Source organism: Streptomyces sp. R41 (assembly GCF_041053055.1).
Taxonomy (GTDB): domain Bacteria; phylum Actinomycetota; class Actinomycetes; order Streptomycetales; family Streptomycetaceae; genus Streptomyces.
This window is the reverse complement of sequence record NZ_CP163443.1, coordinates 9,928,564-9,954,663: the sequence shown is the minus strand read 5'-3', so window position 1 is coordinate 9,954,663 and position 26,100 is coordinate 9,928,564. Positions and strand designations below refer to the sequence as shown.

Below are 26,100 nucleotides of genomic sequence, written 5' to 3'. Positions count from 1 at the left end.
CTCCTTTGCGGGGGCGCTCAGTCGAGCGAGACGACAACGGACTTGACCTTGGTGTAGGCGGCGAGCGCCTCGGGCCCGTACTCCCGGCCGAAGCCGGAGTCCTTGACCCCGCCGAAGGGAACCGCGGGGTCGAGCATCGCCCAGTCGTTGATCCACACGATGCCCGCCTGGAGCCGGTCGGCGACGCGGTGCGCGCGGGTCAGGTCGGTGGTCTGGATGCCTGAAGCCAGGCCGTACGGCGTGGAGTTGGCGAGCTCGACGGCCTCGTCCTCGGAGTCGAAGGCCTGCACGGTGAGGACCGGGCCGAAGATCTCCTCCTGGATGACGCGGGAGTCGGCCGCGAGGTCGGCGATCACCGTGGGCCTGTAGTAGTAGCCGCCGTTCAGGTCGAGCCGCTCACCGCCGCAGACGATGCGGCCGCCCTCCTTGCGGGCCAGGGCGACGTACTCCTCGACCTTCTTCAGGTGCTTGTCCCCCGCCATCGGGCCGACGACCGTGGCCGCGTCCCGGGGGTCACCGACCGGCACTCCGGGGACGGCGTCGGCGAGGATGCCCAGCAGGGTGCTGTACACGGAGCGCTCCACCAGCAGGCGCGGCCCGCCCATGCAGAACTGCCCGGTGTTGAAGACGAATCCCTTGATGACCGCGCCGACCGCCTTCTCCAGGTCGGCGTCCGCGAAGACGAGGTGGGCCGCGTTGCCGCCCAGCTCCATGGTGACGGGCTTGAGCGCCTCACCGGCGACGCTCGCGGCGTGCCGGCCAACGGCGGTGGACCCGGTGAAGGCGATCTTGTCGATGCCGGGGTTGCGCAGCAGCGCCTCGCCCGCGACCGGGCCGCTGCCGGTGACGACGTTCACGACGCCGTCCGGGACGCCGGCCTCCTGGAGCAGGTGGGCCATGTACAGGGCGCTGAGCGGGGTCTCGTCGGCGGGCTTGTGCACCACGGCGTTGCCGGCCGCGAGCGCCGGGGCGAGCTTCGAACTGGACAGGATCAGCGGGAAGTTGAAGGGGGTGATCGCGGCGACCACACCGAGTGGTCCGCGGCGCGTGTACGCGAAGGCGTTGAGCGGGGTGTCGCGGGTGGCGCCGTCGAGGGTCTGGGCGAGGGCGGCGCAGTACTCGTACTCGTCGGCGGCGGTGAGCACGTCGACGGGGCGGCACAGGGAGAGGGGCTTGCCGACGTCGAGGCTCTCCAGGGCCGCGAGCTCGTCGGCGTTCGCGCGGATCAGCTCGGAGACGCGGTGCAGCACCCGGCCGCGCTCGCGGCCGCTCATCGCGGCCCACGGGCCGTGGTCGAAGGCCTCCCGCGCGGCACGCACGGCCGCGTCGACATCGGCCGCGCCCGCCTCCGCGACGGTCGTGACCGCCCGGCCCGTGGACGGATCGATCACGTCCGTACGCGCTCCGTCGGCCGCCTCGCGCCACTGTCCACCGATGAACAGCTGCCCGGGCCCACTCTCGAAGGTGGTCGTCATTGCCCACTCCTCAGCCTTGTTCGCCAAGATTTCAACCAACAGGATTCCTGTTGGTTGGCAGTCTCGTTACGGACAGGTTTCCTGTCAATGCCTTAGGCTGAGCCCATGGTCGGCACCCAGGTAACCAAGGCACCCCCGTCCCTGCTCTACATGGTCAAGCAGGTGGAACTCGTCGTGCGCTCACACCTCGACGAGCTGGTGAAACCGGCTGGAATCACGGCATTGCAGTACACCTCGCTCACCGTCCTGGAGCGGCACGACGGCCTGTCGGCGGCGCAGCTGGCGCGCGACTCGTTCGTGACGGCGCAGTCCATGGCCGATCTGGTGCGCTCGCTGGAGAGCCGCGGACTGGTGCGCCGCGAGCGCAATCCGCGCAACCGGCGCGAGCTGCTGATCCTGCTGACCGACGAGGGACGCGAGCTGCTCGCACGGTTCGCGGGAGCCGTACGGGAGCTAGAGGAGCGCATGGTCGGGGACCTCACGTCGCACCAGACCGATCAGTTCCGCCGGGCGCTGTCCAAGGCGTGGCACGCGCTGTCGTGACGCGGGCACCCCGGCCCCACGGCAGCACGGCGCACGCACAGCGGGACGACTCGCCGCGCAAATCGAAGACATATGTCAATCGAACATGCTGGAATTCACTCCATCGAGGGTAACTTGCAGAGCAAGGAACGGTTTTGCAACCACGGGTGCCCCGTCGACGTGTCTACGCTCGCCTGACGTTGTCACCCTGGCCCCCGGTGACCCTGGCCCCTGTCCTCGCGAGGCAGGTCAGCTGCCGGTTGGAGGTGATGACTTCGTGGCGCACGACCCCGCACCGCTCACCCGGCATCTGCGCATCCACCAGGACCGCGGTCACCTGGTGCTGGAGTTCCACGGGGAGATCGACATCCTCGCGGCCATGGAGATCACCCCGATCCTGGACTCCGCGACCGGGGACCCGGCACCGCAGGTCGTGATCGACCTGCGGCCCGTCAACTTCTTCGACTGCTCGGGCCTGCGCCTGCTCTACCGGGCCAGGCGGCGTGTCCTGGCCCGGGGCGGACGGCTGCATCTCGTCTGCACTCAGCCGCTGACCCTGCGCATCCTCCGGGTGACCGGCCTCGCGCGCCTGCTGCCGCCTTCCTCGTCCCTGGACGAGGCGCTGGCCCGGCCCGAGGCCACGTCGGATTCCGTGTGACCGCTTCCGGCCCCCCGGTGACTACTTCCGGATCTTTGTGACCTGCCCCGCCCCGACCGTCCTGCCGCCCTCACGGATGGCGAACTTCAGCCCCTCCTCCATCGCGATGGGCTGGATCAACTGCACCTGCATGGTGGTGTTGTCGCCCGGCATGACCATTTCCGTGCCCTTGGGGAGGGTCACCACTCCGGTCACGTCCGTCGTACGGAAGTAGAACTGCGGCCGGTAGTTGTCGAAGAAGGGCGTGTGCCGGCCGCCCTCGTCCTTGGACAGGATGTACGCGCGCGCCTCGAACTCCGTGTGCGGGGTCACCGAGCCCGGCTTGATGACGACCTGCCCGCGCTCCACGTCCTCGCGCTTCACGCCCCGCAGCAGCAGTCCGACATTCTCCCCCGCCCGGCCCTCGTCGAGGAGTTTGCGGAACATCTCGATACCCGTGACGGTGGTCTTCGTCTTCTGCTCGTGGATGCCGATGATCTCGACCTCGCTGTTGACCTTCAGCACACCGCGCTCGATCCGGCCGGTGACGACCGTGCCGCGGCCCGTGATGGTGAAGACGTCCTCGATCGGCATCAGGAACGGCCGGTCGACATCGCGTACCGGCTCGGGCACGAACTCATCGATCGCCGCGAGGAGTTCGAGGATGGACGCACTCCACTTCGGATCGCCTTCGAGGGCCTTGAGCGCGGAGACCTGTACGACCGGGACGTCGTCGCCGGGAAACTCGTACTCGGTGAGCAGCTCGCGCACTTCGAGCTCGACGAGTTCGAGGATCTCCTCGTCGTCCACCATGTCGGTCTTGTTGAGCGCGACGACGATGTACGGAACGCCGACCTGCCGGGCCAGCAGGACATGCTCCTTGGTCTGCGGCATCGGTCCGTCGGTCGCCGCGACGACCAGGATCGCTCCGTCCATCTGCGCGGCGCCCGTGATCATGTTCTTGATGTAGTCCGCGTGCCCCGGGCAGTCGACGTGGGCGTAGTGCCGGTTCTCCGTCTGGTACTCGACATGGGCGATCGAGATCGTGATGCCGCGTTGACGTTCCTCGGGAGCCTTGTCGATCTGGTCGAACGGCGTGTAGGGGTTCAGGTCGGGGAACTGGTCGTGCAACACCTTGGTCATGGCCGCGGTCAGCGTCGTCTTACCGTGGTCGATGTGACCGATGGTGCCGATGTTGACGTGCGGCTTGGTCCGCTGGAATTTCGCCTTGGCCACTGCAAGCCCTCCTGATCACCTGGGTGACGCCGAGCGTTGCTTCGCGGCTTCCCGGCCGAGCGCCGCACCGCTTTTTCCGGTGAGCACCGCGCCGCCTCCCTGGCCGAGCGAACGGGCAGGAAGTTCCGCTCCATCCTGTCTATTCGCTCTGAGGCGCGTCGAACAGGGCGCTGACGGACTCGCCGTTGTGAATGCGCCGCACGGCCTCGGCGAGCGCCGGGGCGATGGACAGGATGCGCAGCTTCTCCGTGTGGTCCTCGACCGGGACCGGCACGGTGTTCGTGCACACGATCTCCAGGATGTCGGGCTGCTCGGTGAGCCGCTTGAGCGCGCCGGCGGCGAACAGGCCGTGGGTGCAGGCGACCCGGATCGATCGCGGCCCCAACTCCCGCAGCCGCTCAAGGAGTTCGAGTACCGTGCTGCCCTTGGCGATCTCGTCGTCCAGCACGATGACATCGCGCCCGGTGACGTCGCCGATGACGGCACTGATGCTCACCCGGTCGTCGGCGAAGCGCTGCTTGGCACCGGCGGCCACCTGGGCCCCGATCAGCCGCGCGAACGCCGCCGCCTCCTTGGCGTTGCCCAGGTCCGGCGACACCACCGTCGTACGCGACAGGTCGTAGCTGCGGAAGTGAGCGGCCAGCTCCCGCAGGGCGTGCAGATGGTCGACCGGCACCGAGAAGAAGCCGTGAACCTGCGGCGAGTGCAGCGTCATCGCGAGGACACGGCTGGCCCCGGCCGCCACCAGCAGGTCCGCCACGAGCCGCCCGCCCATGGAGATCCGCGGCATGTCCTTCTTGTCCGAGCGGGCGTAGGAGTAGTGCGGCATGACCACGGTGATCCGCCCGGCGGACGCGCCCCGCGCCGCGTCGCACATCATCAGCAGCTCGACGAGATGCTCCTGCACCGGCGTGACCAGCGGCTGAATCAGGAAGACATCACGCTCGCGGCAATTGGCCTGGAGCTGCACCTCCAGGCAGTCGTTGGCGAACCGGCTGACGCGGGTCGGGCTGAGGGGCACACCGAGATGCGCGCAGACCTCGGCCGCCAGCTCGGGATGGGCACTTCCGCTGAACACGGCGATGTCACGCACGACCGCTCCTCGCATGATCGAACCGGGTTGCGTCGCCGGTTGGCATGATCGACCCGGGGTGCGTGCTTCATGCTACTGGGCACCTTTCGGCCACTCGACCGGGGGGAAATTGGGTTGCGGACGGCTACCGGGGCCACGCCATCATGACGGTGCCAGTGCCCCCTCGATTTCAGGAGAACGGAATGCGCCGATTCCTCGGAACTTTCCAGCGCCCCCACCGGACGACTGTTCTCGAGGACTCGACCACGCATGCACACCCTGAACATCGGAATTCTGGCCCACGTCGACGCGGGTAAGACCAGCCTCACCGAGCGGCTGCTCTTCGATGGCGGTGCCATCGACCGGCTCGGCAGCGTCGACACCGGGGACACCCGCACCGACGACGGGGAGATCGAGCGGCAGCGCGGCATCACCATCCGCTCAGCCGTCGCGGCCTTCACGGTCCGTGACGTCTTCGGCGTCGCAGGCGTACAGATCAACCTGATCGACACCCCCGGGCACTCCGACTTCATCGCCGAGGTCGAGCGCGCCCTGGAGGTCCTGGACGGGGTGGTGCTGGTGCTCTCCGCCGTCGAGGGCGTCCAGGCACAGACGCGCGTCCTGATGAAGACCCTGCGGCGGCTCGGCCTGCCCACCCTCGTCTTCGTCAACAAGATCGACCGGGCGGGCGCGCGGGAGGAGGGGCTCCTCGACGACATCCGGCGCCGCCTCACGCCGTACGTCGTGCCGCTCGCGCGCGTGGCGGACATCGGCACCGCGTCCGCCCGTGCGCTGCCGCGCCCGCTCGACGACCTCGCGGCCGGCACACTCGCCGAGGTGGACTCCGACATCCTGGCCGCGCTCGTGGACGGCCCGCCGCCCACGCCGGACGAGCTGTGGGCATCGCTCACCGCGCGCACCGCCGACGGCTCCGTCCATCCGGTCTACTTCGGCTCGGCGCTCGGCGGACAGGGCGTCGCCGAGCTGGTCGAGGCGGTGGTCCGGCTGATTCCCCGCCCGGCGCTCCCCCGCTCCGGTGAACCACGCGGCACGGTCTTCGCCGTACGGCCCGGACCCGGCGGCGAGCGAACGGCGTACGTGCGCTTGTACGAGGGTGAGGTGAAGCGCCGCGAGCGGCTCACGTTCCTGCGCCGCGAGGCCGACGGCCGGACCACGCGGGTGCCTGGCCGGGCGCTCGGGCTGGAGGTGATCGGGCAGCCCGGGGCCACCTCCCTCACTCCCGGGAACATCGCCGCCCTCCGCGGCGTCGGCGGCATCCGCGTCGGGGACCGGCTCGGCGAAGTCACTGATCGCGCACCGCAGTTCGCGACCCCGACACTGGAGACGCTGGTACGGGCCAAGCACCCCGCGCAGGCCGCCCGCTTGCGCTCCGCCCTCCTCGCGCTGGCCGACCAGGACCCGCTGATGCACGCCAGGCCCGCCGCGTCCGGCAGCACCGCGCTGCTGCTCTACGGCGAGGTCCAGAAGGAGGTCCTCGCGGCCACGCTCGCCCAGGACTTCGGCATCGAGGCCGACTTCGAGCCCAGCCGGGTGCGGTTCCTGGAGCGGCCGGAGGGCACGGGTGAGGCGTACGAGGAGATCCAGCGCCACGGGCACAGCGGATTCTGGGCGACGGTCGGGCTGCGTATCGAGCCGGGGCCGCGCGGCTGCGGCGGTGTCTTCACCTACGAGACCGAACTCGGCGCCCTGCCCCGGGCTTTCCACCAGGCGATCGAGGACACGGTCCACGCGACCCTGCTCACCGGTCCGCGGGGATGGCCGGTGACGGACTACCGGGTCACCCTCGTCCGCTCCGGATTCGCCGCTCCGATCAGCACGGCCGCCGACTTCCGCGGACTCACCCCGCTGGTGCTGCGCCGCGCCCTGGAGCGGGCGGGGACACGGGTGTACGAGCCGTATCACGCCTTCGAGGTGGAGCTCCCGCTCGACGCGCTGGCCCCGGTGACGGCTCAACTGGCCGCCTGTGGAGCGGAGTTCAAGGAGACGACCGGAGGGCGCAGCGCATGGCTGGTCACCGGTGAGCTGCCGGCCCGGCATGTACGGGACATCGAGCTGCGGCTGCCGGGACTGACACACGGAGAGGGGGTGTGGTGGTCACGCGCGTCGGGCGACCGGCCCCTTCGGGCGCTGCGCTAGGACGTGTTTGAGACGCATCGACAAGCTGCCGCCGATCACGCGGCGCCTTCGGTCCCGGCAGCAGTAGCGGGCTGCCGGGGCCGAGCTCTATCCGTGCCGGTTCACTTCACGAAGCGGTATTTCAGGTGGGTGGCGAGGGGCGTGTCGACCACCCTGACCGGCTCGAGGTTGTGCCGCCCGGCGCCCAGTCCCTCGAAGAGCCTCAGTCCCTCTCCGAGGAGCGCGGGCACCACGTGCAGTTGCAGCTCGTCGATGAGCCCCTCCCTGAGGAACTGCTGCACCGTGCTCGCCCCGCCCGCGATGTCGACGTTCCTGACTCCGGCGGCGGTCTTCGCCTGGTCGAGGGCGCTGTGGATGCCGTCGGTGACGAAGGTGAATGTGGTGCCGCCCTCCTTGACCAGGGCCGGCCGGGGGCGGTGGGTGAGCACGAAGACCGGGGACCGGAACGGCGGGTTGTCGCCCCAGAACTCCTCGCCCGTGTCGTACATCATCCGACCCATGACCACCGCTCCGGTGGCATCGAACCACTCGCGCATCAGCTCGGAGTCGCATTCGACATTCCCAGCGGCACGCGACAGCCAGGAACCCGGTGGCGAAGCTGTGGGCCTCCTGCCACTGGGCTTCAGCAGCAGTGGGGCTCGGCGGTGCCGGCGACGGCGTCGAGGCGGCAGAAGCAGGACGCCTCGATCGGTACGTCCGCCACGGCGACCGCGATCTTCAGTTGCTGGGCCACGATCCGCGCCTCCCCCACCTTGCCCAGACGGACCAGGCACTCGTGGAATCCATGCAGGGCCCAGACGTTGCCGGGGTGTTGCAACGTGCGAGGCAGCGTGTCGTCGAGCCCCAGGTCGGCACGGTAGACGGCTGCCGCCTCCGCGACGCGCCCCTGCTCGAGGAGCAGGGCTCCGTATGCGTGTCTGGTGGGCTGCATCCATCCCCACGGCTCGTCGTAGGGAAGGTTGTCGTCCAGTGCGATCGACCGCTCCAACGCGGCGAACGCCGCATCGTATTGGCCCCTGCGGTACGCCAGTTCGCCGTCGAGCATCGCCGAAGCGATCGCGAGGATGTCGGCGCAGGTGTTGTTGAACAGCATCCGTGTCTCCGGGACCCGGGAGACCGCCTCGTGGAACCGTTCACGCTCGGCCTCTGCCTCAGCGATCCGGCCGGTGGCCGAGAAGGCGACACCGCGGGCGTAGTGGAGCATCGCGGTCGTCACGCAGTACAGCCGCGGTTCGGCAGGCATCGGCAGCTGCAGGATGTCGGACCAACGGCCGAAGCGGATCAGCACATGGACCCGCATGGCGAGGAAGCCCTCCAGCCAGTCCGCCATGGGCGGACTCTCCACCCGCAGCAGTTCTGCGGGGATGGAGGCTTCGAGTTGCGCGGCGGTCTCCAGCGCGGTCTTCGACTGGCCGAGGAACATCGCACCGTAGATCTTGAAGTGGAAGTTGTGCGACCGGTACAGGGTGTAGAAGTTCATCGCGCCGGCCCGCGCGTGGAACTTCTCGTCGGCGACGATCGCACTGCTGTTGTCGGACACGACGCGTCGGTAGTCGCCGCAGAGCACATCCAGATGCGTGGGCATGTGCCGAAGATGGCCGGCGTCCGGCACCAGGCCACGCAGCCGGTCCGCTACGGGCAGCGCGGTCTCGGGGGTGGGCGACATCTCCATGAGGTGGATGTACATGTGGAGCAGGCCGGGGTGCTCCGTCCCGGCCTCAGTGGCGATGGCCCGCTCCAGGACGGCTCTGGCCTCCAGCGTGCGAGCGCCCTCGGCCGGTTCGCCGGTCGGCAGGTTCCACAGCTGCCAGGGCGTGAGGTTCATCAGGGCGTCGGCATAGAGCGTGGCGACATCAAGATCGTCGGTGGCGAGTTCGTACACGGCGCGCATACTGTCCGCGTACGCCTCGTTCCACACCGAGCAGTCCTCGGCGGCCTCCGCGTGCGGGTAGCGGGCCCACAGCGCCCGGATCAAAGCCTGTTCGACGGGGGTTGCTCCGCCCGCCTTCCTTTGCGCCCGTTCCACGGCGGCGTGGGCGCGGTCGACGGTCCGGGCCAGGTCCTCGCCGTCGAAGAACTCCCAGGGCTTGTTGTAGTTCGGGCCGAGGGCGTAGGCGATGCCCCAGTAGGCCATGGCGCAGTCGGGATCCGCCGCGGCGGCCGCCTCGAAACAGGAGACGGCTTCCTCGTGGTGGAAGGCGTAAGTCCAGACCAGTCCGCGATCGAACCACGTCTGTGCAGAGGGAGAGGACGTCGTCACGGGGCGGCGATGGGTGCCGAGATCGTAGTAATCCATCCGTCTCTCCTCAAGGTACGGCGGACCCGGTGGTGCGAACGAGCCGGTCCGCCCGGCCGGACATGGGCACGCGCCACGCCCGGCACGCGCGGTGCCCCCGGGGTCAAGGCTCCGAGAGACCTCTACCGTCGAGGCTAGGCCGTTTCTTTCAGCTCACCGGAGCGCTGATCTGGTGTGTCTTCGACATACCCGCCACCAGGCAAGATCGGCACACCTCACGAGCACTACCCGGCCCTGTGCCGACGCCGGTGGATCGTCCAGCAGATTCGGTACGGCGAGCAGACGCCGTGCGCCCCCGGCGTACGGCGAACTGCGGTCGGAGCGGGGGTCATCGGTACCCGACTTGACCCGTCCTACCTCGATCGGCCAACGGGGCTGCCTGTCAAGGGACTTGAGGGGTACACGAACGGTTGAAAGGAGGACCGTCGACATGACGACGTCCATCAAACGCATGCCCGGCTGGGCGAAGGTGGTCAGCGCCTTCGTGCTGGTACTCGTGGTGCTCTTCGCCGGGCTGCGGCTGGCCCTTTTGCCGGGGCTGCGCGATGTGTTCGGCACCGAGACGCACGACCGGTCGGGCCCCGCCCTCCTCAAGTCCATCCAGGACATCAGCCGTTACGACGCCGCTTCGGGCAACTTCCAGGTGGTCGTGGACCTGGAGAAGGACGCCAAGTACCTGCCGGACGCGATCCGCGGCACCCGCACGCTGTACGTGGGGGCCGGCACGGTCGACGCTTATGTCGACCTCGGCACGCTCGGCGAGAAGGACGTGACGATCAACGGCGACCGCACGTCCGCCACGCTCCGGCTGCCGCACGCGGCGCTGGGCAAGCCCGCGCTCGACCCCGACCACTCCTACGCCGTCTCCAAACAGCGCGGTCTCCTCGACCGGATCGGCGACATCTTCTCCGGCAACCCCAACAACGAGCAGGCTGTCCAGAAGCTCGCGGTCAAGCACATCGGTGACGCCGCGAAGGACAGCCGGCTCACCTCGCGCGCCGAGACGAACACCACCAGCATGCTCGAAGGCCTGCTGCGCTCCCTGGGCTTCACGGACGTGACGGTCACCTACGGTGCCTGAGCGGCCGAGGTCGACACGGCTTCCCGGATGGCAGTCCACTGGGGGCAGGCAGACGATGGAAGGGGCAAGTGAAGGGAGCCGTCATGCTTGAGGTCAAGACGGTCGAGAAGCCGGATGAACGGCGTGATTTCCCCCGCGGCCACCTCGAAGCGGTCCACCTGACCGGGCTCGACTTCGCCGTGGGAACCTTCGAACCGGGTTGGCGCTGGTCCGAGTCCGTGGGCCCCATCGCAGGAACCAAGAGCTGCGAAATCCACCACAACGGTTATGTCGTCCAGGGTCGGATGCACCTCCGCATGGACGACGGCGGTGAAGGAGAAGTCGGACCCGGCGATGTGTTCGTGTGCCCGCCCGGGCACGACGCATGGGTCGTGGGCGACGAGCAGGTGATCGTGTACGACTTCGCGGGAGGCATGGCAACGGGCTACGCGAAGGCGGCGAACGACTAGGGCTGTCCGGTCGATCATGTCTTCGTCGGAGCCGGGTGGCCGTCCGCCGCGTGAGCCTTCGCGCCGGCGGGCGGCCTCGCTGTCGCTCCGCGTGGGGCCTGGCCGCCTGCCGACCGGTGTGCGGTCGGCAGGCGGGAGGGGTGTGTCGTCACACCAGCACGGCGCCGCCGTCCACGGTCACGATCGTGCCGGTGGCGAACTGCTGCTGCAGGAGGAAGAGATACGCCTGGGCGATGTCTGCCGTCTCGCCGACGCGCCCCACGGGCAGGGACTCGGCCATCTGCGCGTACATGTCGTCGCGCTCTTGATCGGTCATCTGCGACCACAGCGGGGAGCGCACGACGCCTGGCGAGACCGCGTTGACGCGAAGCGGCGCGAGTTCGACGGCCATGGCTCGCACCATGGACCGAACGGCGCCGCAGATACTGGCGGCCACGGACCAGCCGGCTCCTGGCCGGTCGGCGGCAATGCCCGTGGTGAGCACGATGGACCCACCGGGCCGAATGTGCGATGCGGCGGCGCTGACTGCCGCCAGGGCCCCGAAGTAGCGCAGGGTGAAAAACTCCCTGGCCGCTTCGATGTCCAGGTCGTCCAGCGTCATCAGGGCCAGCGGTTCCCCTGCGGTGAACACCAGGTGGTCGAAGTCACCCGTGCGCTCGAAGAACGCGGTGATCTGTCCCGCGTCGGTCAGGTCGACCGCTTCTCCCTTGGCCCCGGCCGGGAGAGTACTCAGCGCCCGTTCGACGCTGGTGTCCTTGCTGGAGACGACCACGACGTCGGCGCCCTCGCGGGCAGCCGCGGCTGCCGTGGCAAGGCCGATGCCTGAGGTTCCTCCGAGGATCACAACGCGCTGACCTGCGAGATTCATGACGGGCCTCTTTCGTTACGTGGGGAGGTCTTGGACACCATCGACGGTGCGCCTGCGCCGGCCGTCACGTCCAAGACCTCTTTCCGGCCCTGCCATACCCTGGGGGTATGACCCCTGGTTCGAGGCGGTGGATCTGGTGGATCTTGATCTGAGGAAGCTTCGGTACTTCGTCGCCGTGGCACAGGAGCTGCACTTCGGGCGGGCGGCCGAGCAGCTGCACATCGCTCAGCCCGTTCTTTCCCGGCAGATCCGTGCCCTGGAGGGCGAGCTGCGGGTGCAGCTGTTCGATCGGGATCATCGCTCCACCGAACTGACCGCGGCCGGACGGCAGTTGCTCGACGACGCGGTGGGGCTGCTGGCAGCCGCCGAGGCCACCTGTCGGCGGGTGCGTCAGGCGGCGGACAGCCGACCGCGCTTCGCCATCGGGTTCATGCCCGGGATCACCGTCACCGCCACGGTCCGTGCGCTGACCTCCCGCCACCCCGAATTGGTGGTCAACGTGGTCCGCACCTCCTGGGACGACCAGATCCAGGTCGTGCACGACGGTCGGGTCGACGTGAGCATCATCCGCCTGCCTGTCGACCGGCGCGGCCTGACCCTGCGACCGCTGTTCAGCGAGCCCCGCGTGGCCGTCCTGCCCTCCGGTCACCGACTGGCCGGCAAGTCCTCTGTCGGCATCGACGACTTGGCGGACGAACCGCTTCTGCAGCATCCGGACGCGGTCCCCGAATGGCGTGACCTGCCCGGTCGGCCCTCGGACGAGTCAGCGCAGCAGCCCCCCGACTTCCACAGCGTCGAGGAAAAGCTTGAACACGTCGCGGCGGGAGAGGGCGTCATCGTCCTGCCGCAATCGACCACCACCTACTACACACGTCCCGACATCGCGTACGTACCCATCGAGGACATCGGCCCGAATCAGGTCTGCCTCGCCTGGAGCAGCGCCCGCCGCTCCCCCCTCATCGACGAAGTCGCGGACCTCGCGGAGGCGCAGTACGCCCTGCACGCCACCATCACCGACCAGCCTTAGCCGCCTTGCCGGCGAACGCCTCCTTCCGGATGAGGTCGAAGAAGGTCGGCGTCCCCTGCGTCGTGCGCACGTCGACATAGGCGTGCACATTCGGACCCTCCGTCGCCTGCCGCAGCAACTCGTGGGCGAGGTCGGCCCGTGCGGTGTACCGGCCCGCCAGGCGCGACATACCGATCTCGTAGTCGCTCACCGCCGCCGCGTCGAACAAGCCGCCCGGGCGGACGACCGTCCAGTCGAGGTCGGTCGAGCAGACGATCTCCTCCATGCGCCGCATGTCCTCGTACACGGTGCGGCCCATGAACCGCACGACAGCCGGCTCGAGCACCTTCCGGAACAGCAGCCGCTCGCCCGGCGCCGGTGTCCCGAAGAGAACCGTGGAGGTCACGGTGACGAGACGTCGTACGCCGTGCTTGGTCATGGCCTGCGTGACGTGCGTGATGCCGGTGGAGTAGACGCTGACCGGATCACGGCTGTAGGGGACGCCGAGCGCCGAGATCACGGCGTCCTGACCGGCCACCGCGCGTTCGACCGCGTCAGGGTCGTACACGTCCGCCCCGACCACCCGCACACGCGACCCCCTCACCGGAAAGCTCTCGGGCTGCCGCGTGACGGCGGCGACCGCGTGGCCTGCCACGCTCGCCTGCTCGACGACCAGGCGCCCGGTCGGTCCGTTCGCCCCGAAGACGACGATGTTCATGGGGTCTCTCCCTCTGAGTCCGACGGTTTCTGCGGACAAGAGGGCGGGGCGGCCGGAAGTGTGACACCACGGAGAGCCTCTGAGACGCGGCCCACATTCTCCGGACGTCTGCGACCGCGCCCGGACACGAGTCCAGGGTCGGTGCGTTCCTCGGGGAACGACGCCCGCGGCTCACGCTTTCAGGGCGGGGCGGCTCCCGCCCGCACGCCCGGAGAAGCGTACGCGGGGCACCCCTGTCAGCCGCTCAGAATCCCCGGCAGCGCCAGCGCCCCCAGCAGCGTCGCGCCCGCCAGCATCCACGCCACGTAGTCGCCGATGTGGCCGGACTGCAGGCGCCGCAGCGGACCCGTCCAGGGCTGCTCCCCCAGCAGCCTCGGACGGGTCACGGCGAGTGCGGCCAGGCCGAGGGCCAAGGCCGTGGAGGCGAGGCCGAGGACCACCCCGGAGAGGGTCCAGTGGGGCGAGGTGACCGCCCCGCCGGATCCTGCCTCGCTCACGGCGTGTCCCACCACTTCGGCGAAGCCGGGCGCCACGCCGACGGCGAGGGACGAGGCCAGCAGCAGCGCGGGGACCGCGGTCATCGTGTCCGGTACGCGCTTCAGCCGGTGCCGGGTCTCCGGTTCCTCGCCGGTGCCCGTGGTCTCGTACGACAACTCGTCCTTCGGCTTGGGGCCGAGGCCGAAGAACACGTGCGCGGTGACGCGCAGCACCGCGGCCGCGGTCACCGCCGACACGACGACGAACAGCACGGTGAGCGGTTCGCCGACCGCTTCCTCCGTGACGGCCTTGCCGAGCCCGGTGCCGAAAGGCGGCAGCCCGGCCAGGCCCAGCGCCCCGACGACGTACATCACAGCGACCCCGCGCAGCGGGCGGGCGCGCCCGTGCAGCGCGTGTTCGTCCACGCTGCCGTATCGGTCGAGCAGGATGCCGGTGCAGGCGAACAGGGCGGCCTTCACCCCGGCGTGCCCCAGGATGTACAGCGCGACGCCGTCGTCCGCCTCGGGCGTGAGCCATCCGATGCCGACCACGAAGAGCCCCATGTGGGCGACCGTCGAATACGCCAGCAGCCGTTTCACATGCCGCTGGTACCAGCACATGACTGCGCCCAACACGCTCGTCAGCACGCCGAGGACGACCAGGGCGCGCTCCACATCGGCCGCCGGGATCCCGCCGGGCCCGGCGAAGACCGTCCCGTACACCCGCCAGACGCCGTACACACCGAGTTCGACCATCACCCCGGACAGCAGCATGCACACCGGTGTCGGCGCGACCGCGTGCGCGTCGGGCAGCCAGAAGTGGAAGGGCACGGCGGCGGCCTTGACCAGCAGGGCGGTCAGGACGAGCACGAAGGCCGCAAGGGTGAGGGCGTCGGGCCCGCCGTGCTGGTCGAGGCCCCGGCCGATCTTCACCATGGCGAGTTCGCCGGTGCGCGCGTACAGCAGCCCGATGCCCAGCAACATGGCGTACGCGCCGAGGGAGTTGACCACCCCGAAGGTCAGCGCGCCCTGCACGGCCTTCGCCTCCTCGACGCGATGGCCGGTCAGCGCGTACGCCACGACGCTCATCAACTCGAAGAACACGAAGGCGTTGAAGAGGTCGCCCGCGATCGCGAAGCCGCACATGCCGCCCTGGAAGAGCAGCATCAGGGCGGGGAACGAACCCGCGTGGCGGCGTGGCGGTTCCTCGAAGTAGTGCCAGGAGTACGCCAGTGCCGCCAGGGTCAGCAGCGACGCGAGCGCCGCCATACCGAGCCCCGGCCCGTCCCCCACGAGGACGATCCCGACGCTCTCGCGCTCCTTGGGCTGCCAGCCGCCCACCCACTCGACCAGTGGCGGCGAGGAGTTGAGCAGCAGGACGAGGGCGAGTCCCGCCGTGCCCGCGGAGACGAGGCACCCCACTGCCTCGGCGACGGCCCGCGGCAGCCCGCGGCCGCTCGCGACGAGCAGTCCGGCCCCGAGCAGCGGAAGCGCGACGACCAGCGGCAGCAGGTGGTCCATCAGCCGCGCAGCTCCGAGAGTTCGTCGGGGTCGACGGTGCCGTGCCGTTTGGAGATCTGCATGACGAGGGCGAGCAGCAGCGCGGTGACGGTGGCGCCGACGACCACGTCGGTGAGGGCGAGGGCCTGCACGACCTGGTCCACCACGGGCCGTGAGCCGGGCTTGACGTCGGAGAAGACGGGCGCGGTGGCGCCGTCGCGGTAGCCGACGGCCAGCAGCAGGACGTACGTGGCGGACTGGCAGACCGCGAGGCAGCCCACGGCGTGGATGAGGTTGCGGCTGGTGGCGATGCCGTAGCAGCCGACGAGGAAGATCCACACGGCGACGAGATACGGCAGTACGGACATCACTTCCCGCCCTCCTGTTCGATCTCCACGGCCTGGTCCAGGAAGCGGGCGAGCAGTACGACGACCGCGCAGGCGACCTCCATGCCGATGGCCGCGTTCAGCAGGGGGACGGTCCCGCCGGACGACAGGGTGTTGAACGTGCCGTACGGGAGCAGGGTGTTGGCGAGGAACGCCGCGCCGCCGATGAGCCCCGCGAGACCCGTGACGAGATAGGCGGACGCGGCGAGCGCGTCACCGGCCTCGTACAGGCCGACCGGCCGGATCCGTTCCAGAGCGCGGTAGTCGGCGCCGAGGTACAGCAGGTGCAGGGCCGTCGCGGCGACCACGCCGCCCTGGAAGCCGCCGCCCGGGCTGAGTTGTCCGTGGGCGATGACGTACAGGCCGGTGAGCAGGGCGACGGGCAGGACGATCAGCGCGTAGCGGCGCACGGGGAGTGCCACGTAGGCGGGTTCCGGTTTCGCGCGCCGCTCGTCGCGGGTCTGGCGCAGCAGCACGACCGTGCCGAGGACGGAGGCGAAGAGGATGCTCATCTCGCCGAGCGTGTCGAAGGCGCGCTGGTCGAAGTTGACGGACGCGATGGTGTTGGCGGTGCGGCGGGACAGCGACGCGTGGACCGCCCGGTCTCCGTACGGGTGTGACGCGCCGCCGAAGCCGGGCAGCCGCAGGCAGGCGGCGACGAGCAGCGTCGCGAGGCCCGCGCCGCCCACGGCCAGGATCCACAGCCGTACACGCCGCGTCACGGGGCCTTGTCCTTCTTCCGCCCGCGTCGCCGGACCTTGCGGACCGACAGCAGCAATAGGAGCGGGGTCAGGGCGGAGCCCACGGCCAGCTGGGAGAGACCCACGTCGGGGGCTTGCAGCACGGTGAACAGGACGGCCAGCGTCGTGCCGAGGACCGCGAGGACGAGGGCCTGGCGCTCAGGATCGCGCACCGCGACGGCCACGGTGGCGCAGGCGGCCACCAAGAGCAGCGCGACGACGATGAGCGGGTCATCCATGGCGGCTCCTCGCGAATCCGCCGGCCAGCGCCCGTGACGCGATGAGGTTCCCGCCGATCAGCAGGGCGCCGGTGACCAGGAGCTTCACCATCGCCCGGCCGGGTCCGCCGACCGCGCACAGGACGAGCACGACGACGGCACCGAACCCGGCGACCGCGTAGGTGAGCCACGGGGATTTCGGCGGGTCCTTCTCCAGGTCGTCGGCGAGCAGCCGGGCGAAGACGAGGGTGCCGACCGGGCCGAGGAGCGCGAGGACCAGGGCGAGATCGAGGTACGACGGCCGGTCGTAGCCCTGAGCGAGGAGCAGCAGGCTGGGGCAGGCCAGCGACGTGGACAGGTTCTGCGCGACGACCCGGCGCCGCAGCGGCCCGGTGGCGACGCCCCACACCGTGGCGCCGACTCCCCCGCCGAGCGCGGCCGTCGCCGCGACGGTCCAGCCGTTCACCGCCCGCTCACCGCCCGCCGCGCACCGCCCGCCGCGACGGCGCCGACCAGCGCGGCTGCTGCCCCCACGACGAGTTCCAGCGTGTCCACCGTGCTGATGAGAACCAGCCACAGCACCACGAGGGCGGCCCACCACGCGAGGACTTCGAGCGCGCCCCTGAGCGCCGCACGCTGGTTCATACGCCACCTCCGGGACCCCTCGATCGCCGCTTTGCCCAGAAATATCCGCTGCGCCATCCAAGCATCGCCGCGCCTTGGCGAGGCGGCGGCGCGCGAAGGGGCCGGTTCCCGGAGTGCCCTGCAGACGCGGAGGGAAACCGGTCACGGGGCAGCGGGACGTCCGGGCAGTGCCCACCGTTCACGCGATCTGCTTCGGCGAGCGTGATCGGGCGGGAACTGGTGTGCTGGTACAGGGGGGCCGTCGTTCCCGTCCTCGTTCCCGTTCCCGTTCCCGGAGAGATCCCGATGAGCACTTACCGAGCCGCGCAGGTGGCCGCCGCCGGCAGTCCGTTCGAGATGGTCCAGCGCGAGGTACAGCGGCCGGGCCCCCGTCACGTACGAGTCGCGGTGGACGCGTGCGGCATCTGCCACAGCGACTCCGTCTTCGTCGACGCCCAGGTTCCGGGCGTACGGTTCCCGCTGGTTCCAGGGCATGAGATCGCCGGGCACATCGAGGAGCTCGGCGAGGACATGCAGGACTGGGGCTGGCAGGTGGGCGACCGGGTGGCGGTCGGCTGGTTCGGCGGCAGCTGCGGCCACTGCACGCCATGTCGGCAGGGCGACTTCGTCGTGTGCCAGAACCTGAAGGTCCCCGGCTGGGCGTACGACGGCGGTTTCGCCGAGTCCGTGATCGCGCCCGCCGACGCCCTCGCCCGGATCCCCGACGCGCTGGCGGCGCCTGATGCGGCACCTCTGGCCTGCGCGGGGGTGACCACCTTCAACGGGCTGCGGCGCAGCTCCGCCCGGCCGGGCGATCTGGTCGCCATTCTCGGCATCGGCGGTCTGGGCCACCTCGGGGTGAAGTACGCGGCCGCGATGGGCTTCGAGACCGTGGCCATCGCCCGTGGGGCCGACAAGGCCGACTTCGCCAAGCAGCTCGGCGCGCACCACTACATCGACAGCACGGCGGGCACGAGCGTCGCGGACGCGTTGCAGTCCCTCGGCGGCGCCAAGGTCGTCCTGGCCACGGCCGCCAACTCCGACGCCATCACGGCGACCGTGGACGGGCTGTCCCACCGGGGCGAGCTGGTGGCCATCGGCGTGGACGCGGAGCCGTTGGGTATCAGTCCGATCCAGCTGCTCATGAGCGGCAGGGTCGTCCGCGGGCACCCGTCCGGCACCGCGCAGGACGTGCAGGACACCATGGCGTTCAGCGCCCTGCACGGGATCCGGCCGATGATCGAGACCGTGCCGCTGGACCAGGCCGATGAGGCGTACCGGAAGATGATGTCCGGCGCCGCCCGCTTCCGCATGGTGCTCACCACCGGCTGACCCGACAGCCGCCGCCCCGGTCCACCACGTCCCACCACCGCGATCCCGAATCAACGCCCCCACCGGCCGTGCCGCTCGGCATCGAAGCCTCCATCGGGGGTAATCACCCTTATCCAGAGGGCAGTTGAAACCGGGAGGATCGCATGGTCCGTACGGCGTTACGCACGCGTGCCGCGAAATCCGGGCGTCGGACGTCGGCGTCCCCGCGGGAGTCGAGGGCACTGCCCCTCCCCGTACGGCTGTTGGCCATGCTGATCGCCTTCGCGGCCATGGTGGCCTTCGCCGCCGCGCTGGCCCGGCTGACGCTGGAGCCGTCCCCGGCGTCACAGGCGCTGGTCCACAGCAATTTCCACCCGGGTCGGTCACTGCACGCCTACCTCTCCCAGCCGGAGCTGCGCGACGCCGTCAAGCAGATCGGCGGGAACCTGCTGCTCGGGGTGCCCTTCGGGGTGCTGCTGCCCGTGCTGGCCCCAAGGGCCCGGGGAATCCTGCGCGTTCTCGCGCTCACCGCCGCGGTCATGCTGCTCGTCGAGCTGGTCCAGGGCGCGCTCATCACCGGGCGCGCCTTCGACATCGACGACGTCATCCTCAACACGGCCGGGGCCCTGGTGGGTTATCTGCTGCTCGGGCGCCGGCTCGGCCGGGCGATACACCCGCGCGACCGTCGTCGCACCCGCCGCACCCGCCGCACCCGCCGCGGCGACGCGAAGGCCTGACGCACGTCGTCGCCGTCCCTCGCACGCGTTCTCGACGAACTCGCCCCAGCACACTGCAGAGTTGGTCCGTACCAAACTCTTGACACCCCCTTACCTCACTTCTTAAATCAAGAGGCGAAGCATGCACCCCCCACCTCAGTCGGCCCACCCGTCCCCAGGGTCGCCGTACGGAAGGGAGAGTCATGGACTCCCCACGCCTGCTCCGAAGATGTCTCTTCGCCGCGCTGTCCGCCGTGCTCGTGGCGTCCGCCGCCGTCGCTCCCGTCCACGCGGGCCCCGCACCGGCCGCGGCTGCCGCGGCCGTGACGTTCCAGGACAACTTCGACGGCGCCGCCGGGTCGGCCGTCGACTCGTCCAAGTGGCAGATCGAGACCGGCGACAACGTCAACAACCACGAGCGGCAGTACTACACGTCCGGCAGCAAGAACGCGGCCCTGGACGGCCAGGGCCATCTGGTGATCACCGCCCGCAAGGAGAACCCGGCCAACTACCAGTGCTGGTACGGCACTTGCCAGTACACCTCGGCCCGGCTGAACACCTCCGGGAAGTTCACCACGACGTACGGCCATGTCGAGGCCCGGATGAAGATTCCGCGCGGGCAGGGCATGTGGCCCGCGTTCTGGATGCTCGGCAACGACATCGGGCAGGTCGGCTGGCCGAACTCCGGTGAGATCGACGTCATGGAGAACGTCGGCTACGAGCCGTCGACCGTTCACGGCACGATCCACGGTCCCGGGTACTCCGGCTCGGGCGGCATCGGTGCCGCGTACTCCCTGCCGAACGGCCAGGCCTTCGCGGACGCCTTCCACACCTTCGCGGTGGACTGGGCTCCCGACGCGATCACCTGGTCGGTGGACGGCACGGTCTACCAGCGGCGCACGCCCGCCGATCTGGGCGGCAACACATGGGTGTTCAACAAGCCGTTCTTCCTGATCCTCAACCTCGCGGTCGGCGGCTACTGGCCGGGCGACCCCGACAGTTCCACCTCCTTCCCGCAGCAACTCGTCGTGGACTCGGTGACGGTGACGACGAGCGACGGCTCGGGCGGCACCGGCGCCCCGATCAAGGGCCTCGCGGGCAAGTGCGTGGACGTGGCCGGGGCGAACTCCGCGAACGGCACCCCCGTACAGCTCTACGACTGCAACGGCACCGCCGCCCAGAACTGGACGGTGTCCTCGGACGGCACCATCCGAGCACTGGGCAAGTGCCTGGACGTCACCGGCAACGGCACGGCGGACGGCTCGACCGTCCAACTGTGGGACTGCACGGGCGGACCCAACCAGAAGTGGGCCGTCAGCTCGGCCCACGACATCGTGAACCCCCAGGCCAACAAGTGCCTGGACGTCACGGGCAACAACTCGGCCAACGGCACACGGCTGCAGATCTGGACGTGCACCGGCGCAGCCAACCAGAAGTGGACCGTGGGCTGAAAAGACCGCTCGGGCGGGCGAGCGGAGGGTCCGGCGGGGTTGCCCCGGCCGGACCCTCCGTGCTGATCGGTCGACAGGCCGACGGCGCGCCGGCCGCAGTAGCCGGGACGGCGCCCAGGAGGGTGGTGGCGGCCAGGGCGCGGGCGGCTGCGGGCACGACGAAGCCACGGAACATGACGACTCCCGGTGGGAAAGGGGACGCCGGGGGCGGTCGTGATCACTCGGCGAGATCACCGTGCCCTGGCGGGAGCGGGCGCATGCGCGGTTCCCGCCGATTGATGATCTTTGCCGGGGTGCGGGGCTCACGTCCCCGCGCGGCTCACACCGGCGCGTAACCCGCAGGTCCGCGCGCTCCCCGAGCCACGGCTGGATGCCGAGCCACCTCTGGAGGCTCGCGTGGCACGGCCGTGCGCTGTCACGTCACGGCCGGATGTCCTGGGCCCCTGCCCGGCGCTCCCCGGCCTGTCCGGGCCCTGCCCGGTGTCAGTGTCGGTGCGGCGTCCAGGTGAGCTTGTCGCCGCCCACCCAGCGGACGACCTCCGGGTCGTCGAGGTCGTGGACGGTGATGCCGTAGGCCGCGGCGGTCTCCAGGACATCGGTGATGGCCTTGGCCTCACCGACCACTTCGCCGTCGATCTCCATGATCCGGAACGGCGGCGTACCCGGCTGCACCCCGAGCACCATGATCCGTGGGTGGGAGATGTGGGGGCTCGCGATTTCGGTCATAAATAGAGCGTAGAGCGGTTACCCCGGGTCGCCCGTGGAGCGGTTCCGGCACCCCCGCCCCAGCGGCCCCACGTGCGGCCGGAGGGCCGGAATCGGTCTGTTCGCCCAGCCGGGTGAGCGGCCGGGGGGCGCCCCGGCCGCAGGGCCCGCGGTCCCTCCGCCGTGCGCGCCCACGAGGCCTGGGCAACGCTGGAGTCAGCCGGAGCGAGGAGGCGCCGATGGACCCCGTCGAGGCCCTGGACCGGATCGCGTTCCTGCTGGAGCGGGCCCAGGCCCCCACGTATCGCGTACGTGCCTTCCGCACCGCCGAGGCCGTACTGGCCGCGCTGCCCGTCGGCGAGATGGCGGAGCGCGCCGCCGGCGGGTCACTGGAGTCGCTCAAGGGCATCGGACCGAAGACGGCGCAGGTCGTGCGCGAGGCGCTGGCCGGTGGGGTGCCCGGGTATCTGGAGAAGCTGGAGCGCGAGAACACGGCGCCGCTCGTCCGTGGAGGCGAGCGGCTGCGGGCGCTGCTGCGGGGCGACTGCCATGTGCACTCCGACTGGTCGGACGGCGGCAGCCCGATCCAGGACATGGGCCGCACCGCGGCGCGGCTCGGCCACGAGTGGGCGGTGCTCACGGACCACTCGCCGCGGCTGACCGTGGCGCGCGGGCTCTCCCCCGAGCGCCTGCGCGAGCAACTGGCCGTGGTGGCGGAACTCAACGAGCAGTGGGCGCCCTTCCGCCTGCTCACCGGCATCGAGTGCGACATCCTCGACGACGGATCGCTCGACCAGGAGCCGGAGTTGCTGGACCGGCTGGACGTCGTCGTCGTGTCCGTGCACTCCAAGCTGCGCATGGACGCGAGGCCGATGACGCGCCGCATGATCGCCGCCGTACGCAATCCGCTGGCCGACGTCCTCGGGCACTGCACCGGTCGCCTGGTCGGCGAGCGCGGCCGGCCCGAGTCGGAGTTCGACGCGGACGCCGTCTTCGCGGCCTGCGCGGAGTCCGGCACGGCCGTGGAGATCAACAGCCGTCCCGAGCGCCTCGACCCGCCGCGCCGGCTGCTGCGCCGGGCGGTCGACGCGGGCGTGCTCTTCTCCGTCGACACCGACGCGCACGCCCCCGGCCAGCTCGACTGGCAGATCCACGGCTGCGCCCGGGCCGAGGAGTGCGGGGTGCCCGCCGAGCGCGTGATCACCGCATGGACCGCGGAGGAGCTCCTGACCTGGGCCGCGGACCGGGAGACTCCGGCACGTGTGACAACCCCCTGACGTGGTCCCGCCGGATCTGATTTATTCGGCCCAGGACAACCGGTGGGTACGTGGAGAGGGGAAGCCGTGAGTGAGGGCCAGCGCCCGGTGGACAGTTCGTCGAGGGTCAATACCGGCGTGGCGCACAACGCCCGGGTCTGGAACTACTGGATCGGCGGCAAGGACAACTACCAGGTCGACCAGGCCGTGGGTGACCAGGTCGCGGCGATGTTTCCGGTGATCCGGGACGTGGCCCGCGCCGACCGCGACTTCCTGGGCCGCGCGGTCCGGTATCTGGCCGCCGACTGCGGGGTGCGGCAGTTCCTGGACATCGGCACCGGTCTGCCGACCTTGGACAACACCCATGAGATCGCCCAGCGGATCGCGCCCGAGTCGAGGATCGTCTACGTCGACAACGACCCCATCGTGCTCGTCCACGCCCGCAGCCTGCTGACCAGCACACCAGAGGGAACGACCGACTACATCGACGCCGATGTCCACCACCCGGCCGGCATCGTCGAGGGTGCCACCGCCACCCTCGACCTCGGCCAACCCGTCGCGGTCATGATGCTGGGCATCCTCAACTTCGTTCTCGACACCGGGCAGGCGCACGACATCGTGCGCCGGATCATGGCCGCCGTGCCCTCCGGCAGCTATCTCGCTCTCACCCACCCCACCACCGACCCCGACCTCGGCGGCGAGGGCAACATCGAGGCCATGAAGTTCTGGAACGAGAACGCCACCCCGCCGATCACCGCCCGCAGCCGCGCGGAGATCACGGCCTTCTTCGACGGCCTGGAGCCGGTCGCGCCGGGGATCGTCTCGTGCTCGCGATGGCGTGCCGAGCCCGGCTCCCCCGCCGCCGTTCCGCAGTTCGGCGCGGTGGCCAGGAAACCCTGACCGACGGGGTCTGTCGGGGGCGCGGAGTCCCGGCGTCGCCCTGTCCCTGCGAGGCCGTGACGCACATCACCACGGAAGCCGCCGCACCCAAGGAACACTCCCCGGTAGTTACCCGTTGAACGATCCGTGGGTGCGGATGGGACAGTGTCCCCGGGCCTCACCTTTTGCCCACAGGGACGATCGTTCGGCTGAAGCCCTGTGGAGCCTTTCGCCGAGAGGCGACCGCCATCCGTGCCCACCACAGACGGCCCCGACCGAGATTCCCCCGTCACGGTCGGGGCCTTTCCCTTGCCCTCAGGCCGCTCACCGGGTCTGCCGCCGAAGTGCCGGTCACCGGGACGGCGGCGTCCGCTTGACTTCGAGTCCGCTCCAATTCGTAGCGTGCGACGCATGACCACTGCACAGCACAAGATCGGCTCGGGCTTCGGTGCCCGGAGCACCGCCGACGACGTCCTTCAGGGAATCGACCTCTCCGGAAAGCTCGCGATCGTCACGGGCGGCTACTCGGGCCTCGGCCTGGAGACCACGCGCTCGCTCGCCAAGGCGGGCGCCCGAGTCGTCGTCCCCGCACGGCGCCCGGCCGTTGCCCGGGAGGCGCTGGACGGCATCCAGGGGGTCGAGACCGACGAGCTCGACCTCGGCGACCTGGAGAGCGTGCGTGCCTTCGCCGAGCGGTTCCTCGCCTCGGGCCGTGTCGTCGACTTCGTGATCAACAACGCCGGGATCATGGCGTGCCCGGAGACGCGGGTCGGGCCCGGCTGGGAGGCCCAGTTCGCGACCAACCACCTCGGGCACTACGCGCTCGTCAACCGGCTCTGGCCCGCGATCGAGCCGGGCGGAGCTCGGGTCGTGTCCGTGTCGTCCACCGGTCACCACGCCTCCGGCATCCGCTGGGACGACGTGCACTGGCGGCACGGCTACGACAAGTGGGAGGCGTACGGGCAGGCGAAGACCGCGAACGTGCTGTTCGCCGTGCACCTCGACAAGCTCGGCCGCGAGTCCGGCGTACGGGCCTTCTCGCTCCACCCCGGCGGCATCCTCACTCCGCTGCAGCGGCACCTCCCCAAGGAGGAGATGGTCGAGCGCGGCTGGATCGACGAGAACGGCAACCTGCTGCACCCCGAGATCTTCAAGACACCCGAGCAGGGCGCGGCCACCCAGGTGTGGGCCGCGACCTCGCCGCAGCTGGCCGGCATGGGCGGGGTGTACTGCGAGGACTGCGACATCGCCGAGCCCGCTCCCGAGGACGAAGAGATGCGGTTCGGCGTAAAGGACTACGCGGTCGACCCGGAGCAGGCCGCGCGTCTGTGGGAGCTGTCGGCGGAGCTGACCGGGGTGAACGCGTTCGCGTGACCTTCGCGGGACGCCAGGCCTGACCTTCACGGGAACTCAGGCCTGGCGTTCACGGGAACTCAGGCCTGGCGTTCACACGACCTCAGGCCTGGCGTTCGCGGGGCCTCAGGCGCGGGCCATGAACTCGCGCAGATCCGCGGTGAGTTGCTCGGCATGCGTGGCGAACAGGCCGTGACCGGCGTTCTCGTAGACCTTGAGCGTGCTGTCGGGCAGCAGCTCCGCCGCCCGACGGCCGGTCAGGTCCAAGGGCGCCGACGCGTCGTGCGTGCCGTGGACGACGAGGACCGGCAGGTCGAGCTTGGCCAGCTCGGGGGCGACGTTCAGGGTGACCACGAGGTCGCCCAGGGCTGCCCCGGCCCGTGCGGTCGCTCCGTGGCAGCGGTTGACCATGGACTGCACATACGCCTCGGAGAGGTCGTTCCCGGGGAGGTCGAGGGCGAAGAACGCGCGGGCGCCGTCCGCGAAGAACGCGGCCCGGTCGCGGCGGAACGTCTCGTTGCCGGCCTCGATGAGCGCCGGGTCGACGCCTGCGGGGTGGTCCGCGGACCGCGCGGGCCCCGGCACCATGCCCGCGACCAGCGCCACCCCGGCCACCCGCTCGACACCGTGCCGGGTCAGGCAGCGCACGACTTCGGCGGTGCCCAGGGAGTGCCCGACCAGCGTCACCTCGCGCAGGTCGAGGTGCCGGAGCAGCCCGTCCAGATCGTCGGCGAGGCTGTCGAGGTCGAACCCGCCCCACACGTCGTCGGACCGGCCGTGCCCGCGCCGGTCGAGCCCGACACACCGGTACCCGGCCTCGGCGAGCGGCAGCATCTGGAACTCCCACATCTCCGTGCCGAAGTAGGAGCTGTTGACGAACACGACCACCTGTCCGGCAGCGGGACCGTAGTCGACGAAGTGCAGCCGGGCGCCATCGACGGGGCTCTCGAAGTACGGCATGGGAAACC

Annotated in this window: 26 protein-coding genes and 1 pseudogene; 12 read left to right on the top strand and 15 right to left on the bottom strand. The window is 70.3% G+C overall.

All coding sequences use genetic code 11. The annotated features are described in order from the left end of the window. Window positions 1–17 precede the first annotated feature (17 nt). Entirely contained in the window at window positions 18–1,475 is a 1,458-nt protein-coding gene (locus AB5J53_RS45300; protein ID WP_369251395.1) for an aldehyde dehydrogenase, read from the bottom strand. Between the two features lie 105 nt (window positions 1,476–1,580). Here AB5J53_RS45300 and AB5J53_RS45295 point away from each other — a divergent pair, with 105 nt between their 5' ends. Further along, window positions 1,581–2,018 (top strand): MarR family winged helix-turn-helix transcriptional regulator, encoded by a 438-nt coding sequence (locus tag AB5J53_RS45295; RefSeq protein ID WP_369251394.1) that lies wholly within the window; start codon window positions 1,581–1,583, stop codon window positions 2,016–2,018. A gap of 256 nt (window positions 2,019–2,274) precedes the next feature. Beyond that, a complete protein-coding gene (locus tag AB5J53_RS45290; RefSeq protein ID WP_369251393.1) occupies window positions 2,275–2,655 on the top strand; it encodes an anti-sigma factor antagonist in 381 nt (126 codons plus the stop codon). Window positions 2,656–2,676: 21 nt separating this feature from the next. On the opposite strand, the gene tuf is transcribed toward AB5J53_RS45290, so the two are convergent. Next, window positions 2,677–3,870 carry an elongation factor Tu gene (gene tuf / locus AB5J53_RS45285; RefSeq protein ID WP_369251392.1) on the bottom strand — a complete coding sequence of 398 codons (1,194 nt, stop codon included), beginning with the start codon at window positions 3,868–3,870 and terminating at the stop codon, window positions 2,677–2,679. A 139-nt stretch (window positions 3,871–4,009) separates the two neighbouring features. Next, window positions 4,010–4,963 (bottom strand): ribose-phosphate diphosphokinase, encoded by a 954-nt coding sequence (locus AB5J53_RS45280; RefSeq protein WP_369251391.1) that lies wholly within the window; start codon window positions 4,961–4,963, stop codon window positions 4,010–4,012. 249 nt (window positions 4,964–5,212) lie between these two features. Between AB5J53_RS45280 and otr(A) the strand changes: the two genes are divergently transcribed. After that, window positions 5,213–7,099: a tetracycline resistance ribosomal protection protein Otr(A) gene (gene otr(A), locus AB5J53_RS45275; RefSeq protein ID WP_369251390.1), complete on the top strand. Its 1,887-nt coding sequence runs from the start codon at window positions 5,213–5,215 to the stop codon at window positions 7,097–7,099. 101 nt (window positions 7,100–7,200) lie between these two features. Here the strand turns inward: otr(A) and AB5J53_RS45270 are convergent. Together AB5J53_RS45270 and AB5J53_RS45265 are read right to left on the bottom strand one after the other, a co-directional pair. Further along, window positions 7,201–7,647, bottom strand: a pseudogene (locus tag AB5J53_RS45270) (dihydrofolate reductase family protein); the annotation flags it as partial. A 74-nt stretch (window positions 7,648–7,721) separates the two neighbouring features. Then, window positions 7,722–9,395, bottom strand: a complete 1,674-nt coding sequence (locus tag AB5J53_RS45265; protein ID WP_369251389.1) for a tetratricopeptide repeat protein — start codon at window positions 9,393–9,395, stop codon at window positions 7,722–7,724. A gap of 430 nt (window positions 9,396–9,825) precedes the next feature. Here AB5J53_RS45265 and AB5J53_RS45260 point away from each other — a divergent pair, with 430 nt between their 5' ends. Then, window positions 9,826–10,476 carry a DUF4230 domain-containing protein gene (locus tag AB5J53_RS45260; RefSeq protein WP_369251388.1) on the top strand — a complete coding sequence of 217 codons (651 nt, stop codon included), beginning with the start codon at window positions 9,826–9,828 and terminating at the stop codon, window positions 10,474–10,476. Between the two features lie 83 nt (window positions 10,477–10,559). Continuing rightward, window positions 10,560–10,925 (top strand): cupin domain-containing protein, encoded by a 366-nt coding sequence (locus AB5J53_RS45255; RefSeq protein WP_369251387.1) that lies wholly within the window; start codon window positions 10,560–10,562, stop codon window positions 10,923–10,925. 148 nt (window positions 10,926–11,073) lie between these two features. On the opposite strand, the gene AB5J53_RS45250 is transcribed toward AB5J53_RS45255, so the two are convergent. Beyond that, complete coding sequence (locus tag AB5J53_RS45250; RefSeq protein ID WP_369251386.1) at window positions 11,074–11,793, bottom strand: SDR family oxidoreductase; 720 nt, start codon at window positions 11,791–11,793, stop codon at window positions 11,074–11,076. A 136-nt stretch (window positions 11,794–11,929) separates the two neighbouring features. On the opposite strand from AB5J53_RS45250, the gene AB5J53_RS45245 reads away from it, so the two are divergent. After that, window positions 11,930–12,820: a LysR family transcriptional regulator gene (locus tag AB5J53_RS45245; protein WP_369251385.1), complete on the top strand. Its 891-nt coding sequence runs from the start codon at window positions 11,930–11,932 to the stop codon at window positions 12,818–12,820. On the opposite strand, the gene AB5J53_RS45240 is transcribed toward AB5J53_RS45245, so the two are convergent. The 7 genes from AB5J53_RS45240 to AB5J53_RS45210 all read right to left on the bottom strand — a co-directional run bounded on the left by AB5J53_RS45240 (window position 12,804) and on the right by AB5J53_RS45210 (window position 17,482). Further along, complete coding sequence (locus AB5J53_RS45240) at window positions 12,804–13,517, bottom strand: NAD(P)-dependent oxidoreductase (protein ID WP_369251384.1); 714 nt, start codon at window positions 13,515–13,517, stop codon at window positions 12,804–12,806. The two genes, AB5J53_RS45245 and AB5J53_RS45240, sit on opposite strands and share 17 nt — an antisense overlap. A gap of 236 nt (window positions 13,518–13,753) precedes the next feature. Continuing rightward, window positions 13,754–15,514, bottom strand: coding sequence for a complex I subunit 5 family protein (locus AB5J53_RS45235; RefSeq protein WP_369251383.1), 1,761 nt, complete (start codon window positions 15,512–15,514; stop codon window positions 13,754–13,756). Further along, window positions 15,514–15,861, bottom strand: a complete 348-nt coding sequence (locus AB5J53_RS45230; protein ID WP_369251382.1) for a cation:proton antiporter subunit C — start codon at window positions 15,859–15,861, stop codon at window positions 15,514–15,516. Before AB5J53_RS45230 ends, AB5J53_RS45235 begins: the two co-directional genes overlap by 1 nt. Continuing rightward, a complete protein-coding gene (locus AB5J53_RS45225; RefSeq protein WP_369251381.1) occupies window positions 15,861–16,601 on the bottom strand; it encodes an MnhB domain-containing protein in 741 nt (246 codons plus the stop codon). Before AB5J53_RS45225 ends, AB5J53_RS45230 begins: the two co-directional genes overlap by 1 nt. After that, complete coding sequence (locus AB5J53_RS45220) at window positions 16,598–16,858, bottom strand: hydrogenase subunit MbhD domain-containing protein (RefSeq protein WP_369251380.1); 261 nt, start codon at window positions 16,856–16,858, stop codon at window positions 16,598–16,600. Before AB5J53_RS45220 ends, AB5J53_RS45225 begins: the two co-directional genes overlap by 4 nt. Continuing rightward, the gene (locus AB5J53_RS45215; protein ID WP_369251379.1) at window positions 16,851–17,303 is read right to left on the bottom strand and encodes a monovalent cation/H+ antiporter complex subunit F; all 453 of its coding nucleotides are present in this window, start codon (window positions 17,301–17,303) and stop codon (window positions 16,851–16,853) included. Before AB5J53_RS45215 ends, AB5J53_RS45220 begins: the two co-directional genes overlap by 8 nt. Beyond that, window positions 17,300–17,482, bottom strand: a complete 183-nt coding sequence (locus tag AB5J53_RS45210; protein WP_369251378.1) for a hypothetical protein — start codon at window positions 17,480–17,482, stop codon at window positions 17,300–17,302. The genes AB5J53_RS45215 and AB5J53_RS45210 overlap by 4 nt, the downstream gene beginning before the upstream one ends. 285 nt (window positions 17,483–17,767) lie before the next feature. On the opposite strand from AB5J53_RS45210, the gene AB5J53_RS45205 reads away from it, so the two are divergent. The 3 genes from AB5J53_RS45205 (at window position 17,768) to AB5J53_RS45195 (ending at window position 20,939) form a co-directional block, all read left to right on the top strand. After that, window positions 17,768–18,793, top strand: a complete 1,026-nt coding sequence (locus tag AB5J53_RS45205) for an alcohol dehydrogenase (protein WP_369251377.1) — start codon at window positions 17,768–17,770, stop codon at window positions 18,791–18,793. Window positions 18,794–18,936: 143 nt separating this feature from the next. Next, window positions 18,937–19,509 (top strand): VanZ family protein, encoded by a 573-nt coding sequence (locus AB5J53_RS45200; protein WP_369251376.1) that lies wholly within the window; start codon window positions 18,937–18,939, stop codon window positions 19,507–19,509. A 182-nt stretch (window positions 19,510–19,691) separates the two neighbouring features. Next, a complete protein-coding gene (locus tag AB5J53_RS45195) occupies window positions 19,692–20,939 on the top strand; it encodes a family 16 glycosylhydrolase (protein ID WP_369251375.1) in 1,248 nt (415 codons plus the stop codon). Window positions 20,940–21,422: 483 nt separating this feature from the next. On the opposite strand, the gene AB5J53_RS45190 is transcribed toward AB5J53_RS45195, so the two are convergent. Next, a complete protein-coding gene (locus AB5J53_RS45190; protein ID WP_369251374.1) occupies window positions 21,423–21,665 on the bottom strand; it encodes a hypothetical protein in 243 nt (80 codons plus the stop codon). A 218-nt stretch (window positions 21,666–21,883) separates the two neighbouring features. On the opposite strand from AB5J53_RS45190, the gene AB5J53_RS45185 reads away from it, so the two are divergent. The 3 genes from AB5J53_RS45185 to AB5J53_RS45175 all read left to right on the top strand — a co-directional run bounded on the left by AB5J53_RS45185 (window position 21,884) and on the right by AB5J53_RS45175 (window position 25,153). Continuing rightward, window positions 21,884–22,921 carry a PHP domain-containing protein gene (locus AB5J53_RS45185; RefSeq protein ID WP_369251373.1) on the top strand — a complete coding sequence of 346 codons (1,038 nt, stop codon included), beginning with the start codon at window positions 21,884–21,886 and terminating at the stop codon, window positions 22,919–22,921. A 66-nt stretch (window positions 22,922–22,987) separates the two neighbouring features. After that, window positions 22,988–23,800, top strand: a complete 813-nt coding sequence (locus AB5J53_RS45180) for an SAM-dependent methyltransferase (protein WP_369251372.1) — start codon at window positions 22,988–22,990, stop codon at window positions 23,798–23,800. Window positions 23,801–24,190: 390 nt separating this feature from the next. After that, a complete protein-coding gene (locus tag AB5J53_RS45175) occupies window positions 24,191–25,153 on the top strand; it encodes an SDR family NAD(P)-dependent oxidoreductase (protein ID WP_369251371.1) in 963 nt (320 codons plus the stop codon). Between the two features lie 105 nt (window positions 25,154–25,258). Here AB5J53_RS45175 and AB5J53_RS45170 read toward each other — a convergent pair whose 3' ends face one another. Continuing rightward, window positions 25,259–26,092, bottom strand: a complete 834-nt coding sequence (locus tag AB5J53_RS45170; protein WP_369251370.1) for an alpha/beta fold hydrolase — start codon at window positions 26,090–26,092, stop codon at window positions 25,259–25,261. Window positions 26,093–26,100: the final 8 nt, after the last annotated feature.

Coding starts and splice junctions, on each gene's coding strand:
- AB5J53_RS45300 (WP_369251395.1), bottom strand. CDS start 1,475: ATGACGACCACCTTCGAGAGTGGGCCCGGGCAGCTGTTCATCGGTGGA.
- AB5J53_RS45295 (WP_369251394.1), top strand. CDS start 1,581: ATGGTCGGCACCCAGGTAACCAAGGCACCCCCGTCCCTGCTCTACATG.
- AB5J53_RS45265 (WP_369251389.1), bottom strand. CDS start 9,395: ATGGATTACTACGATCTCGGCACCCATCGCCGCCCCGTGACGACGTCC.
- AB5J53_RS45260 (WP_369251388.1), top strand. CDS start 9,826: ATGACGACGTCCATCAAACGCATGCCCGGCTGGGCGAAGGTGGTCAGC.
- AB5J53_RS45255 (WP_369251387.1), top strand. CDS start 10,560: ATGCTTGAGGTCAAGACGGTCGAGAAGCCGGATGAACGGCGTGATTTC.
- AB5J53_RS45250 (WP_369251386.1), bottom strand. CDS start 11,793: ATGAATCTCGCAGGTCAGCGCGTTGTGATCCTCGGAGGAACCTCAGGC.
- AB5J53_RS45240 (WP_369251384.1), bottom strand. CDS start 13,517: ATGAACATCGTCGTCTTCGGGGCGAACGGACCGACCGGGCGCCTGGTC.
- AB5J53_RS45235 (WP_369251383.1), bottom strand. CDS start 15,514: ATGGACCACCTGCTGCCGCTGGTCGTCGCGCTTCCGCTGCTCGGGGCC.
- AB5J53_RS45230 (WP_369251382.1), bottom strand. CDS start 15,861: ATGTCCGTACTGCCGTATCTCGTCGCCGTGTGGATCTTCCTCGTCGGC.
- AB5J53_RS45220 (WP_369251380.1), bottom strand. CDS start 16,858: ATGGATGACCCGCTCATCGTCGTCGCGCTGCTCTTGGTGGCCGCCTGC.
- AB5J53_RS45210 (WP_369251378.1), bottom strand. CDS start 17,482: ATGAACCAGCGTGCGGCGCTCAGGGGCGCGCTCGAAGTCCTCGCGTGG.
- AB5J53_RS45205 (WP_369251377.1), top strand. CDS start 17,768: ATGAGCACTTACCGAGCCGCGCAGGTGGCCGCCGCCGGCAGTCCGTTC.
- AB5J53_RS45200 (WP_369251376.1), top strand. CDS start 18,937: ATGGTCCGTACGGCGTTACGCACGCGTGCCGCGAAATCCGGGCGTCGG.
- AB5J53_RS45195 (WP_369251375.1), top strand. CDS start 19,692: ATGGACTCCCCACGCCTGCTCCGAAGATGTCTCTTCGCCGCGCTGTCC.
- AB5J53_RS45190 (WP_369251374.1), bottom strand. CDS start 21,665: ATGACCGAAATCGCGAGCCCCCACATCTCCCACCCACGGATCATGGTG.
- AB5J53_RS45185 (WP_369251373.1), top strand. CDS start 21,884: ATGGACCCCGTCGAGGCCCTGGACCGGATCGCGTTCCTGCTGGAGCGG.
- AB5J53_RS45175 (WP_369251371.1), top strand. CDS start 24,191: ATGACCACTGCACAGCACAAGATCGGCTCGGGCTTCGGTGCCCGGAGC.
- AB5J53_RS45170 (WP_369251370.1), bottom strand. CDS start 26,092: ATGCCGTACTTCGAGAGCCCCGTCGATGGCGCCCGGCTGCACTTCGTC.